Source organism: Isoalcanivorax pacificus W11-5 (genome assembly GCF_000299335.2).
Taxonomy (GTDB): domain Bacteria; phylum Pseudomonadota; class Gammaproteobacteria; order Pseudomonadales; family Alcanivoracaceae; genus Isoalcanivorax; species Isoalcanivorax pacificus.
The window spans coordinates 704,593-716,494 of the sequence record NZ_CP004387.1 but is presented as its reverse complement, the minus strand read 5'-3'; the positions used below and the strand labels follow the sequence as shown (position 1 = coordinate 716,494).

Genomic DNA, 11,902 nt, shown 5'->3' with positions numbered 1-11,902 from the left:
CAGGCCGGCAATTCATGCGTGTCCCGGATGATTGTTTTGGCGCCGCTGTTCTTCAATCTTCGCAATCAATTCCTGATTTCTTTGATGCGCTTGCTCACGCTGCTGTTCTGCCTGTTCTGCCTGTTCTGCCTGTTGCTGGCGCCGCTGCTCTGCCTGCTCCCTAAGCTCGCGCTGCCGCGCCTCTAATTCGCTAGCGGCCTGCCCTCCCGACTGGAGCGGTGGCGACGCTGATGGCCGTGACGCAAGCTCGCCGGTCGTACGCTCAATCAAGGCGCGTGCCTCTTCCTCTGTAACTGTCGTACTCGCTAGCGCCGCACCGATGATGCTGGCGACCAGCTCATTCATATCGGCACGCAGGCCCGCTTCAGCCAGATCACCGCTACTCTCAAGCTGCCCGCCCAGACTCTGATTTAGAGCAGCCATTAAAGCGGCGTTCTCCGCATCCAGAGCGGCCTTGTTCTGCAACAACGCAGCAATAACGTCCGACCCGGCCAGCGTTTGCGCGATCATCGCTGCTGTAGTTTCCGAATCCAGCTGCACCACTTGAGCAGGCTGGATCGGGGATTCATCTCTGCCACCTCTACCCGGTGGCTCTGCCCCCGGGCTGTTTGTGACAACGCCGGAGCCAACAAACAATGCCGGGAGACCCGTCACCGGATCCACACTCAAAAGAAAGTGAGTCGCTACACTCGGCGTAGCCGCTCCCCAGATTCCCAACCCTACCAGGCATGCCTTTAAGTATTTCATGGCTAATCTCTATTTGTTGTTTATTTTTCAATCAGTCATTACACCCCGCCGCTCTGCGGCTGACTGGTCAAACGCCACCCACCGAGAACGAGAAGCCAATTGAGGATACCACCCTCAACAAGACATCATTATGATTTCGCTTTAAAACAGATCATTCATGCGTGTCCCGGGTTCTCTTGCCCGGCGCTCTGCGTGTCCTGGATTTGCTCGTGCGTGTCCTGGATTTCAATTACGCTGGCTTCTGAAGAAAAATATGTCCCGCTGCCTTGACTTGTTTGGCATCATTGCCGAGTGTGCATGAACGTTTCCATCTTTACATTCATTATGTCGTTTGCGAACCCACGAACCATAAGTGCTTCCAGATCATCAATCATTTCGGACATATTGGGGACACCCAGCTGCTCCAGAGACCATCACCCAGCCTGTCCAGGCCATCTTGCTTTCCAGATGCACAGATCGCGGGTTGCCTTATCGACCACTGCAATCTATGCGTGTCCTGTCTCGGCACCTTTCTTGCTCCGCGAGACATACGGCAGCACAAACATGTACAGGCCGGTCAGCAGGAGAAGGGCCAGCGGCAGCAGGGGCGAATAAGTCACCCACGCCGGAGGTTGCTGGCCATTCCCCATCGCCAGCGCGATAAAATTCGCGATCACTGTGCCGGTAAAAAGGATGGACACCCAGCGGTGACCTTGTCGTAGCCAGTGGCTCACATTCATGACTGTTTCCCCGCCTGGATCATCTTCCACCCGTTGCCCGAGGGATCACGGAACCCGGCGTCTATATTGCCAAAGCGCTCAATCGGCTCCTGCGTGAACTCAACGCCGCCAGCGCGCAACTTCTCGTAGGCGGCACGGCAGTCATCCACCGCCAGCACCAGCGGCGGCATTGCGCCCTTGGCCACGATGGCGCTGATATCCTCAGCCGTTGCGGCATCCAGCACTGGCGGCCCTGGCACAAACAGGCCGAGCTGGAACAATGGCTGCTCCGGGTGCTGAACCGTCAGCCATCGATAGTCGCCATTGCGCACATCCGTATGGACCTTGAACCCGAGCTTGTCCACATAGAACGCGAGCGCTTCGTCATGATCCCGCACGTACAAACCCACTACCTGAACCCCCTGACTCATCAGACCTCCTTCACTGTGATCGGCTAGCCCGCATTGTTATCTTTCGACGCACGGCGGCGCTTCTCCAAAACTGCTATCGCGAGGTCCGGCCGGTTACTGGCCTTGAGAAAGCAGACGGGCATCTGACCCTGTTGTTCCTGCATGGCGGCCTTCTCGCGCAGCCGGAACGCCCCCGGGCTCTCCCCGGTCACATCGCGAAAGGTGCGCCCGAACGTGCCCAGGCTGTCCCACCCCACCTGAAAGGCGACATCGGTTATGGAGAGGCTGGTCTCGCGCAGCAGCGCCGTAGCCCGTTCGATGCGCCGTGTGAGCAGGTAGCGGTGTGGCGGTATGCCGAAGGCGTCCTTGAATGAGCGGGCGAAATGCGCTTCTGAGACGCCGCTTACCCGCGCCAGCCGCCGGACGGGCCAGGCCTCGTGGGACGCCTTGTCGATCGAGTCTTTCGCCCGCAGCAGTCGCCGCAATAACTCCGGGCTATGGCGGGCGCGACGTCGGCTGCGGTCTTCGTGTTTCGCTTTGGCGCTTTGGCTTTTCATTGCTGTACCATGGACATCCATCGACCTAGGACATCATTCATATTCTACTTACGCTATTCCTTCCTATATTCACAATCAGCAAAGCCTTGAGCAAATTTTCCTTGCCCCACGCCCTCCGCGCCATTCAGCTCTCTCTATCGCGCCCTATAGCGCGCAGGACTTCATCCGAAAAGCCTTCAAGCTCCCCATCTTCCAGGAGTTCATAGTTAGCCATTGCCCTTAGCTGAGTCGTAGCGAGCATTTTTGTCGTTCCATCGAAGATCAGGGACATTGTCTTGTTGCTGTCATGAATATATTGGTAAAGAGAAAGGTAACGCTCATGAAATGAGGCTTCGCTGTCCGATTCAATTTCATGTATTCCCTCGAATACCCGACGACAGAACCGCTCCAGTACTACTTTCCTGAGTTCTGAGAACTTCTTCCAATCTGGCTTTTTCATAGATAACGAAGGCTCCTTCATTTACGCGAATGAGGGCATGCCAATTTGACAGACAACCTGTTGATCACCTACGGCAGGCCTGCTACAGCCGGCCTGCCGCACCGGCCCATCGGAGGTTCTTGCCAAGCGACTCATCCGCACCCGAGAGCGCCGTTATTATCTACGTGATGTCGCCACAGATACAACAGACCGCAGATTGCTGCACCGTAGATCAGAATATTTGACATTAATGCATCGAATTCATACTTATCGTGCAGTACGAACAGGGCATGGAGCATGCCATGGAGTATCAGGAAAGCAGATAGCCACACTCTGGTCCGACTTCGCACCACGCTGTTCAAGCTCGCCGTCAGTGCCACCAGTATCGCAAACAGCGGGACATGGGCGGCCACAAAGACCAGCCTGCCCATATCGTCACTAAGCCAACTGGTGAGCGGTAGCACTCTCCATTCATGATTCGTCATCGCATCCAGTTCATGCGTGAAGAATAGCCCGATACCCAGGTAGAAAAACCGCTCTTTCACGTCTCTTCCTCATAGAATGTGCTCCACGGCGCGCATGACCGAGCCGGGCGCCCGGGCAGTCACCCCAGACCAGAAGCCAGGCTCTGGCCAGCCACCCAACAGCGCCCGGTTGACGCTGCAAACTCTTTGAGACGTGCCAGGGAACCCATTGCTAACGGAATGCGCTGCCGGCGCGGTGCCATGTGCCTTAACCACGCACGCTCATCAATATTTAGCCGCTTCAGAATGTCGGCAGCCTGAGCGGAAATGGCCCCGCCCTTTCCTGCTCTTACTGCGCGCCCTGTTGCATCCACCAACTGAAGGTAATCCAGCAGGCGCACACGGCACACCGTCCCGTTATCAGGCGTCTCAATCTGCTCCGCATCCACAAGAGGCAGCAATCTGGGCAACGACGGCTCGCCCATGGCGTTTACAGACATCAGCGCCTGGCTACGCTGCTGGATAGACGTGTATTCGGCATCCTCCGGCTTGTCTGCCATGCCGGCGCGGACCGGATTCAGGTCCACATACGCCATGCAACTGAGCAGTGCCTTCTCATCCAGCAGTGCCTGGCTCCTGTAACGGCTCTCCCAGAAACGCCCTTTGCATTGATCCTCCTCGTTGGCCTTGCGGGCCAGGTGTTCATTCAGGCATTTCATAAACCAGCTCAGGTCAAAAAGACGCTGCCGCCAGAGGTCGATCATTTCCTGCGCGCGATGCGCTTCGGCGGCATCTGCGGCGCCTGAACGCCATCGGTCAACCAGAAGATGGCCGGAGAAAATGCTGGTCCACCTCGCTACTACCTCGTCATCCGACCAGGACAATGCGCTGTCCCGGTCTATCCTCAATACCAGATGATAGTGATTGGACATAACTGCGTAGGCGCACAGGTCTATGGCGAACACGTCGGCCAGCACGGCGAGCCTGTCTACAACCCACTGGCGGCGGTGTTCATAATCGTGGCCCGAATAGTGGTCAATACCGCAGAGAAAGGCTCGTCGTACGCAGCGGCAGATGCAGTGATAGTACGGGGTGTCGTCCAGGGATACCTGGGACGCTCGGGATTGGGTCATGGCAGCGCTCCTTGCTGATCGAGTTACCACCATAACCGGAGCCTGCCAAGGCTGATGTCAGTTTATTGATCGGATCGCTGTAAGAGATTGTCCAATTTATGCGTGTCCTGGATTCTGTGCCGGCCCCAGTCCAATGGCTTTGTCGAACGCATGCACCGGACCTTGTTGGACGAGCACTTCCGCATCAAGGGCCGGGAGAAGTGGTATGAAAGCCTCGGCGAGATGCAGTCAGACCTTGACGAATATCTGATCCGCTACAACACCAAGCGACCACACCAGGGCCGCAACATGGGCGGCAAAACACCCTATGACATGTTCGTCAAAGGGCTGCCAAAGAAACACAAATCAGGGACTGGAAAATCTGCCGCTAACGCGGCATAAAGAGATAACTGTCAGGGGGCGAGTGTCAGGCAATAACCATCACTGTACACACTATGTGCTTGATCTATGGGTACACCAGTGGCGGCAACGGCATGCGCGGGGAGAAGTTTATATTGTCCGCTATGCCGACGACTTTGTGCTGGGTTTCCAGTACAAAAGCGACGGGCATGCCCTATACACCGCTCTGGTGCGGCGACTCACACAGTTTGGACTGAGACTACACCCCGATAAGACACGGCTGATTGAGTTTGGCCGCTTTGCGCTAGCAAACCGTAAGGAACAGGGAAAGGGTAAGCCGGAGCCATTTGACTTCCTTGGCTTCACCCATCTCTGTGCTGTACGTCGGGACGGTTGCTTTACAGTCCGGCGGCACACTATCGCCAAACGTCAGCGGGCTACTTTACTGAGAATCAAAGAGTGGTTAAGGCGGAACCTGATGGTTAACGTACACGATCAGGGGCGTTGGTTGAGAAAAGTCCTGACAGGACTGGTCAACTACTACGGTGTGCCGGGCAATGGTGTATCGCTGCAAGCCTTCCGCACGGAAATCTGTCGGCACTGGTGCAAAGCGCTGCGAAGGCGTGGAAACAAAAGGCCGATAAGTTGGGTAAACATGACAAAGCATATCAAGCGCTGGATACCCACCGTGCGGATCGTACATCCATACCCGAATCAACGCTGGTGCGGTTGACTCGAAGCAGGAGCCGGATGCGTTAGTAGCGCACGTCCGGATCTGTGCGGGGGGTGCCGGGTGACCGGTATTCCTACCGCGACTACATTTATCATGATAGAGCCATCAAAACCACATCACCCCGATATCTAGCTAAGCCGGCAATTCATGCGTGTCCCGGACTTCGCCGCTATGATTTTGTCCGACTCCCTGTGCCAGCACCGACCTTATTTCTTCATTTCTTCGGTGTGACCAGCACGGAATGATGCTGGTGATGCACAGGGCCTCCCGGGTTCCGTTCGGTAAACATCAGTACATGCACCGGGTCTCTGACTCCGGGGAGCCTGCTTGGTCGCTCGCATAGCGCTAAAAGCAGTGTGGCCTTCCCTTTCAAGCAACAAGGTCGGCACTCCCGACGAGTGATTTCGGAGCTCAATACCGAGCCTGCACCTTCCCCTGTCAACGCTTAACCTCTGACCTTACGGGCAGCGGACCATGACTCGGGGCTTCAGCGAGGCGCCACCCTCCTACTGAATAGCGGACTTGCACCGCTTGATTTACCGCCAGCTTTGCCCGGCGCTCTGCGTGTTCTGGGATTATTTCCTACTACGATTTTGGCTTAGTGAACAATACAAGCAACCCTAGAATAATATCGCCAAAAACCCAAAACCCCATGATCATACTAGTGCCAATTGTGGCTCCAACTGCCGCTCCGGCCTGTGCTGCTTCGCTATCAGAAGTTGAAACAATTTCGCCAACTGAACCAAAATAAGAGAATAGCCAAAATGCCATAAGGGCATTGAATAGTATAAATGCCCACTTAAATAGCTTCCCCAAGAACCCTCTCTTTGGTTTGCGAATTTGAAAGCCGCACCCCGTACATTTAAGTGCTGAATCACTCACCTTAGCCTCACACTCCGGGCAACTTATCAACGCCATATTGATCTTCCTTTAATAATGATAATTAATCTAATGGGATAGTTAACGCTGAAATAAGCGCAGGACTTTTAGGGTGCCCGCCACTTCCTAAAGGGACAGGCCATATCAAACGTCAGTCATATCTTATATTTACGCTCAAATTGCTGAATATACTAGTTGAAACTTGATACTAAGCCTCATTCTAGATTATTAACGCTTTGTAAGTTCGTAGAGTCTCAAGATGTCAGCGATGGATCTTTGTTGCTCATCGGCAAGCTTGAAGTCCGAATGGCCACCAATCGGGGACATGCATAAATTTATAATGCAAGATGCCATCAAAACCGCAGCACCCCGATTCTCGCTAGGCCGAGATTCATGCATGCTCTAGCTTCCCCTTTGTCCGAAAAATTGCTACTCAAGCTCCCCTCCGCCTAACGCCGCGCACACCGGCGCGAGCTTGCGAGCGTCCGACGGCCGAGGCGGCAAACCGGGGACATGCATAAACTTGTATCATGATAGATGCCATCAAAACCATATTACCCCGACATCTACCTAGGCCGACGATTCATGCGTGTCCTGGATTTCGTTAACCTCATTTCCGCTTAGCAATACTGTGGCGTTGCACGAGTACAACCGCCAGAACCTCCGCCACCTGACATACATGAAACAGCAATCATTCCAAAAATAACGATGATCCAAGCCATTTTAACCCCCTTCCCGACCAGCGTATCTCCACCTAAGAGGCCAAAAGCAAACATATAAATTGCCACAACCCCCGGAACCAGATCGATTAACTTACCCCAACGACCAAAGACCCAACCTATGCCAGGAAAAAACTCATTCGCGACCAGCAGCATCCAAGCAATAGCAATTGCACCTGCAATAACCCCAGCCCAGCCGCCCATAAATCTATCAACAGCTGTTTCCCTATCTTTCGCGTCCATCATTCCCCCCCTAACGCCTCAAACACCGGCGCAGCTTTGCTGCGTCCGAGTGCTTTGACTTGTTAACTTCCTTTGACTTTAGCACTTGATGTTTTTAGTTCTATATCTCGACCCTTCTTACGCAAGGCAGATCGCTTTCTAATAGCAACAATTACAGATAGAGCAAAAAGAACACCAAAGACAGTTGTTGTCCAGCCAATGTACGTTATAGATGCTGATTTACTATCTATGGCTTGAAAATAAGCAACTAAAAACCCTACGACAGCACTGCTAAAAAGTGATGCAATAAATAACCATATTTCATAATCTTCTAATATGCTCGCATCAACCATTTTTATCTTTATTTTATCTGGGACTGATACAGTAATATTGAATGATCCACCAAGTGGATTCTCTGATGCGGGAGCATTTGAGAACTCTTCAGCCTCGACATGTCTATTATTTTGATCAGAAGAATTCATTTTGTTCGCTCCCCAATCTTGTCCCAAAGATCTTTAGGAAGCCATCCGTTATAAGAGCCGCCTGTCATAGCAGGAGATGCAACAAAATGAATTTTTTCTGAATTAGATTTTGCCACACTCTGTAGCGCTGTAATTAACTGCTCTCTATGGTTAGACGAATTAACCTTAACCACGTAGAAAGTTTTTAATGGCCTAACCCAAGAATAGCCACTGAGACATTCTTTCATCTCGTCGTTAATTGTATTCCAGCGATTCCCTTCCGCTGAAATATCCCATGAAATTACTATGTGCATAACTTTTTTGATCCTGTTTGATAGCCCATATGGAAGTTAACAGGTATTAGGACGCCGGCTCGTATATTGAATAACGACGCGCACGGCCTATCACAGTTCACTGCCCTGTATAATGATAAAGCAGTCTTTTGGAATCAAAGACTTAACCTCCCCTTCCAAAAACCATCCCCTGTTCGCTTGACTTCTTCTTTCCTCATTTTAACAATACTGCCCATATGGGCAGCAAGGAAAGTTGCCATGCGCAAGGATATCCGCAGGAAACCAAAATTGCATGGCCAGTTCCGCAACATCATTCGCGCTCACCACTACAACGTGCGCACCGAGAAAACCTACTGGTACTGGACTCGCTATTTCATCCGTTTCCACCGAATGCGCCATCCATCAGAAATAACCAAGCCAAAAATCTCGGCCTTTTTGACCCGGCTAGCCGCTGCGCGATGTCACAGCAGCTACTCAATGCGCTTGTTCTTCTGTATCGCCAGCAGCCTTCCTGGGCACGCTACCGCCCTGCCCAACATCCCGCGCACAGTTTCCCATGCACCAACGAGCATCCCTACAATTATCAATAATTCAAATTAGCAACTCAGCGGCTCTTCTGTGAAAGCCTGCCCGGCATGCCAGTAACCCTTTCCGGATACTGCCCCGCCAAAAATGTGATGGCAACCCCAAAACAAAAACCCCGCACAAGGCGGGGTCCGTTGTATACCAACACGAAATTTCTTCAGGTTCAAATACTCAACACCTTCTCCCCCCGCGAAATCCCACTCACCCCAGACCGCACCACCTCCAGCACCTGCGTCTCCCCAATCGCATTAATAAACGCATCAAGCTTGTCACTGGCACCAGTAAGCTGCACGGTATAAACCGAGCTGGTCACATCCACAATCTGCCCACGGAAAATATCCACCGTCCGCTTCACTTCCGCACGCTGGGCCCCCGTGGCCTTCACCTTGATCAGCATCAGCTCGCGCTCAATGTGGCTGCCTTCGGTCAGATCAACCAGCTTCACCACTTCAATCAGCTTGTTCAGATGCTTGGTAATGCGCTCAATGGTGCGGTCATCACCAAAAGTGGTCAGTGTCAGCCGCGACAGCGTATGGTCTTCGGTCGGTGCCACGGTCAGGGTTTCAATGTTGTATCCGCGTTGAGAGAACAGGCCGACCACGCGGGACAGGGCGCCCGGCTCGTTTTCCATCAGGATCGAGATAATGCGTCGCATCAGGTCCGCTCCGTCTTGCTCAGCCACATGTCACGCATGGCGCCGTCTGCAATCTGCATCGGGTAGACATGCTCGGTCGGGTCTACATAGATATCCATGAACACCAGGCGGTCTTTCAGGCTGAAGGCTTTTTCCATGGCGCCTTCGAGGTCTTCAAAGCGGTCCACTTTGATGCCCACGTGGCCGTAGGATTCGGCCAGCTTGACGAAGTCCGGCAGGGATTCCATGTAGGAGGAGCTGTGGCGGCCACCGTATTGCATGTCCTGCCACTGGCGCACCATGCCCAGGGCCTGGTTGTTGATATTGATGATCTTGATCGGCAGGCCGTATTGCAGGCAGGTGGACAGCTCCTGGATGTTCATCTGGATGCTGCCCTCGCCGGTAACACAGGCGACGGTGGCATCCGGGAACGCGAGCTGCACGCCCATCGCCGCCGGCAGGCCGAAGCCCATGGTGCCGAGGCCGCCGGAGTTGATCCAGCGGCGCGGCTTGTCGAAGCCGTAGAACTGCGCGGCAAACATCTGGTGCTGGCCGACATCGCTGGTGACGTAGGCATCGCCTTTGGTGACGCGATGCAGTGCCTGCACCACCTGCTGGGGTTTCATCAAACCGTCTTCGTTGACCTCGAAGCGCAGGCCGTGGACCTTGCGCCAGCCTTCGATCTCTTCCCACCAGCGGCCCAGGGCTTTCTGGTCGGGCTGGCCGCCGTGTTCGTCGAGCATGCCGAGCATGTCTTCCAGCACCTGCTGGACCGGGCCGACGATCGGCACGTCGGCGCGGACGTTTTTGGAGATGGTAGCCGGGTCGACGTCGATGTGGATGATGGTCGCGCCGGGGCAGTATTTGCTGGCGTCGTTGGTGGCGCGGTCATCGAAGCGCGCACCCACGGCCATGATCAGGTCGGCGTTGTGCATGACCATGTTGGCTTCGTAGGTGCCGTGCATGCCGAGCATGCCGACGAACTGCTTGTCGTTGTAGGGGAAGCAGCCCAGGCCCATCAGGGTGTTGGTCACCGGGAAGCCGAGGCGGTGTGCCACGGCGGTCAGCAACTCGCTGGCGTTGCCGCTGACAACGCCGCCGCCGGCGTAGATCACCGGGCGCTTGGCCTTCATCAGCTCTTCCACGGCCTTGCGGATCTGGCCGGAATGGCCACGCGCGACCGGGGTGTAGGAGCGCATCTTGACCTTTTTCGGGAACTCGTAGGGCAGCTTCACCTGCGGGGCGGTCTTGTCCTTGGGGATATCGATCAGCACCGGGCCGGGGCGGCCGGTGGTGGCGATGTAGAACGCCTTGCGCACGATCTCGGGAATGTCCTCGGTGCGGCGGACCATGAAGCTGTGCTTCACGATCGGGCGGCAGATGCCGACCATGTCGGTTTCCTGGAAGGCGTCATCGCCGATCCAGTCCGAGCGGACCTGGCCGGAGACCACGATCATCGGGATGGAATCCATGTAGGCGGTGGCAATGCCGGTCACGGCATTGGTGGCGCCCGGGCCGGATGTGACCAGCACTACGCCCGGCTTGCCGGTCGCGCGGGCGTAACCGTCGGCGGCATGGGTGGCGGCCTGTTCGTGGCGCACCAGGATGTGCTGGACTTTGTCCTGCTGGAAGATGGCATCGTAAATATGCAGCACCGCGCCGCCAGGATAGCCAAAAAGGTGTTCAACCCCCTCGTCCTGCAAGGCGCGGATGAGCATTTCCGCACCGGATAGCTTTTCCACAACTGTCACCTCAGTTCAGACTGCCACGCAGCATAGCGCGCACGAAACCACCACGGCCGGCGGCCTGCGCAGCAGGAATATGGTCATTGGGTGTCCGCAGATAGAAAACCCTACTTTGGTTTCCCGTGGCTCTTGCGGAGGTGGCCGACAAGAACGCGGACAGACGGATGCTGGGACGATGCGGCAGTGTCGCTGCTGTGGACGCCACGGTAATAACGCCCCCGGTCCCGGCCCCTCTGTCACTTGGGTAAAGTTCAGGAGTCCCGATTTCCGGAATGCCCGATTGTCGCAGATTTGTGCGTAGTGTCAAACACTTGCAGTTGCGGAAAATGCCTTCGCAAGGGCATGCTAGGACCGTGCTGACGAGGTTGCGCCCGCAGCCGCTGTTGATGATGGGGAAGCATGATGAAACGCATAACAATACCGCTGGCGCTGGGCCTGCTGATGGCTGCGACGCAGGTCCTGGCCTCGACCTTCTACCGCTGGGTGGATGACAACGGCGTCACCCACTATTCCGCCACCCCGCCGGAAGGCCGGGCGAGCGAGCCGGTGCGAACCTGGGGCAAGCCGTCCTCGGACCAGCCGCAGGCCCTGGAGGCACTGGAACAACGCCGCGAGGCCCGTGACGAGGCCCGCCAGGAAGACGCCACCGCGAACACCCCCGCCACCCCGAAACCGCCGGAAGAATACTGCGCCCAGCACCGGGAGAACCTGAAGGTGCTGAATGAACGCCCGGTGGTGCGCCGCACTGACCCGGAGACGGGCGAAGTCACCACGCTGGACGCCGAACAGCGCGAAGCGATGATCCAGCGAACCCAGGATGCACTGAAAGCGTGTTCGTGAAGGCCGCCAGGCGGCCTTCAGCGGC

The 11,902-nt window shown here is 55.4% G+C and carries 16 protein-coding genes and 1 pseudogene; 4 read left to right on the top strand and 13 right to left on the bottom strand.

Annotated features, from left to right (window positions below; translation table 11 throughout):
• Positions 1–12: 12 nt before the first annotated feature.
• The 7 genes from S7S_RS03370 to S7S_RS03340 all read right to left on the bottom strand — a co-directional run bounded on the left by S7S_RS03370 (position 13) and on the right by S7S_RS03340 (position 4,427).
• Positions 13–747 (bottom strand): hypothetical protein, encoded by a 735-nt coding sequence (locus tag S7S_RS03370; protein WP_144401580.1) that lies wholly within the window; start codon positions 745–747, stop codon positions 13–15.
• Between the two features lie 485 nt (positions 748–1,232).
• On the bottom strand, positions 1,233–1,466 hold the full coding sequence (locus S7S_RS03365) for a hypothetical protein (RefSeq protein WP_008739878.1): 234 nt from the start codon (positions 1,464–1,466) through the stop codon (positions 1,233–1,235).
• Positions 1,463–1,876, bottom strand: coding sequence for a VOC family protein (locus S7S_RS03360; RefSeq protein WP_008739880.1), 414 nt, complete (start codon positions 1,874–1,876; stop codon positions 1,463–1,465). Before S7S_RS03360 ends, S7S_RS03365 begins: the two co-directional genes overlap by 4 nt.
• Before the next feature lie 23 nt (positions 1,877–1,899).
• Positions 1,900–2,412, bottom strand: coding sequence for a helix-turn-helix transcriptional regulator (locus tag S7S_RS03355; RefSeq protein WP_008739883.1), 513 nt, complete (start codon positions 2,410–2,412; stop codon positions 1,900–1,902).
• A gap of 124 nt (positions 2,413–2,536) precedes the next feature.
• Entirely contained in the window at positions 2,537–2,851 is a 315-nt protein-coding gene (locus tag S7S_RS03350) for a hypothetical protein (RefSeq protein ID WP_008739886.1), read from the bottom strand.
• 131 nt (positions 2,852–2,982) lie between these two features.
• The gene (locus tag S7S_RS03345) at positions 2,983–3,375 is read right to left on the bottom strand and encodes a DUF6713 family protein (RefSeq protein WP_008739888.1); all 393 of its coding nucleotides are present in this window, start codon (positions 3,373–3,375) and stop codon (positions 2,983–2,985) included.
• 59 nt (positions 3,376–3,434) lie between these two features.
• On the bottom strand, positions 3,435–4,427 hold the full coding sequence (locus tag S7S_RS03340; protein WP_008739889.1) for a transposase: 993 nt from the start codon (positions 4,425–4,427) through the stop codon (positions 3,435–3,437).
• A gap of 120 nt (positions 4,428–4,547) precedes the next feature.
• Here S7S_RS03340 and S7S_RS03335 point away from each other — a divergent pair.
• Positions 4,548–4,808 (top strand): annotated as a pseudogene (locus tag S7S_RS03335) (integrase core domain-containing protein); the annotation flags it as partial.
• Positions 4,735–5,499: a reverse transcriptase domain-containing protein gene (locus S7S_RS19110; RefSeq protein WP_238582932.1), complete on the top strand. Its 765-nt coding sequence runs from the start codon at positions 4,735–4,737 to the stop codon at positions 5,497–5,499. The pseudogene S7S_RS03335 and the gene S7S_RS19110, both read left to right, overlap by 74 nt.
• Before the next feature lie 585 nt (positions 5,500–6,084).
• Here the strand turns inward: S7S_RS19110 and S7S_RS19105 are convergent.
• From S7S_RS19105 to S7S_RS19510, 4 genes are all read right to left on the bottom strand, one after another.
• A complete protein-coding gene (locus S7S_RS19105) occupies positions 6,085–6,417 on the bottom strand; it encodes a hypothetical protein (protein ID WP_008739895.1) in 333 nt (110 codons plus the stop codon).
• Between the two features lie 581 nt (positions 6,418–6,998).
• Positions 6,999–7,343 carry a hypothetical protein gene (locus S7S_RS19520; protein WP_144401579.1) on the bottom strand — a complete coding sequence of 115 codons (345 nt, stop codon included), beginning with the start codon at positions 7,341–7,343 and terminating at the stop codon, positions 6,999–7,001.
• Positions 7,344–7,402: 59 nt separating this feature from the next.
• On the bottom strand, positions 7,403–7,801 hold the full coding sequence (locus tag S7S_RS19515; RefSeq protein WP_144401578.1) for a hypothetical protein: 399 nt from the start codon (positions 7,799–7,801) through the stop codon (positions 7,403–7,405).
• A complete protein-coding gene (locus S7S_RS19510) occupies positions 7,798–8,094 on the bottom strand; it encodes a hypothetical protein (RefSeq protein WP_144401577.1) in 297 nt (98 codons plus the stop codon). Before S7S_RS19510 ends, S7S_RS19515 begins: the two co-directional genes overlap by 4 nt.
• A 237-nt stretch (positions 8,095–8,331) precedes the next feature.
• On the opposite strand from S7S_RS19510, the gene S7S_RS19100 reads away from it, so the two are divergent.
• Positions 8,332–8,673, top strand: coding sequence for a site-specific integrase (locus S7S_RS19100; RefSeq protein ID WP_008739896.1), 342 nt, complete (start codon positions 8,332–8,334; stop codon positions 8,671–8,673).
• 148 nt (positions 8,674–8,821) lie between these two features.
• Here S7S_RS19100 and ilvN read toward each other — a convergent pair whose 3' ends face one another.
• Positions 8,822–9,313: an acetolactate synthase small subunit gene (ilvN, locus tag S7S_RS03330; RefSeq protein WP_008739898.1), complete on the bottom strand. Its 492-nt coding sequence runs from the start codon at positions 9,311–9,313 to the stop codon at positions 8,822–8,824.
• Positions 9,313–11,034 carry an acetolactate synthase 3 large subunit gene (locus tag S7S_RS03325; protein WP_008739899.1) on the bottom strand — a complete coding sequence of 574 codons (1,722 nt, stop codon included), beginning with the start codon at positions 11,032–11,034 and terminating at the stop codon, positions 9,313–9,315. The genes ilvN and S7S_RS03325 overlap by 1 nt, the downstream gene beginning before the upstream one ends.
• A 402-nt stretch (positions 11,035–11,436) precedes the next feature.
• Between S7S_RS03325 and S7S_RS03320 the strand changes: the two genes are divergently transcribed.
• Positions 11,437–11,877, top strand: a complete 441-nt coding sequence (locus S7S_RS03320) for a DUF4124 domain-containing protein (RefSeq protein WP_008739901.1) — start codon at positions 11,437–11,439, stop codon at positions 11,875–11,877.
• Positions 11,878–11,902 lie beyond the last annotated feature (25 nt).

Coding starts and splice junctions, on each gene's coding strand:
- S7S_RS03370 (WP_144401580.1), bottom strand. CDS start 747: ATGAAATACTTAAAGGCATGCCTGGTAGGGTTGGGAATCTGGGGAGCG.
- S7S_RS03365 (WP_008739878.1), bottom strand. CDS start 1,466: ATGAATGTGAGCCACTGGCTACGACAAGGTCACCGCTGGGTGTCCATC.
- S7S_RS03360 (WP_008739880.1), bottom strand. CDS start 1,876: ATGAGTCAGGGGGTTCAGGTAGTGGGTTTGTACGTGCGGGATCATGAC.
- S7S_RS03355 (WP_008739883.1), bottom strand. CDS start 2,412: ATGAAAAGCCAAAGCGCCAAAGCGAAACACGAAGACCGCAGCCGACGT.
- S7S_RS03350 (WP_008739886.1), bottom strand. CDS start 2,851: ATGAAAAAGCCAGATTGGAAGAAGTTCTCAGAACTCAGGAAAGTAGTA.
- S7S_RS03340 (WP_008739889.1), bottom strand. CDS start 4,427: ATGACCCAATCCCGAGCGTCCCAGGTATCCCTGGACGACACCCCGTAC.
- S7S_RS19110 (WP_238582932.1), top strand. CDS start 4,735: ATGACATGTTCGTCAAAGGGCTGCCAAAGAAACACAAATCAGGGACTG.
- S7S_RS19105 (WP_008739895.1), bottom strand. CDS start 6,417: ATGGCGTTGATAAGTTGCCCGGAGTGTGAGGCTAAGGTGAGTGATTCA.
- S7S_RS19520 (WP_144401579.1), bottom strand. CDS start 7,343: ATGATGGACGCGAAAGATAGGGAAACAGCTGTTGATAGATTTATGGGC.
- S7S_RS19515 (WP_144401578.1), bottom strand. CDS start 7,801: ATGAATTCTTCTGATCAAAATAATAGACATGTCGAGGCTGAAGAGTTC.
- S7S_RS19510 (WP_144401577.1), bottom strand. CDS start 8,094: ATGCACATAGTAATTTCATGGGATATTTCAGCGGAAGGGAATCGCTGG.
- S7S_RS19100 (WP_008739896.1), top strand. CDS start 8,332: ATGCGCAAGGATATCCGCAGGAAACCAAAATTGCATGGCCAGTTCCGC.
- ilvN (WP_008739898.1), bottom strand. CDS start 9,313: ATGCGACGCATTATCTCGATCCTGATGGAAAACGAGCCGGGCGCCCTG.
- S7S_RS03320 (WP_008739901.1), top strand. CDS start 11,437: ATGATGAAACGCATAACAATACCGCTGGCGCTGGGCCTGCTGATGGCT.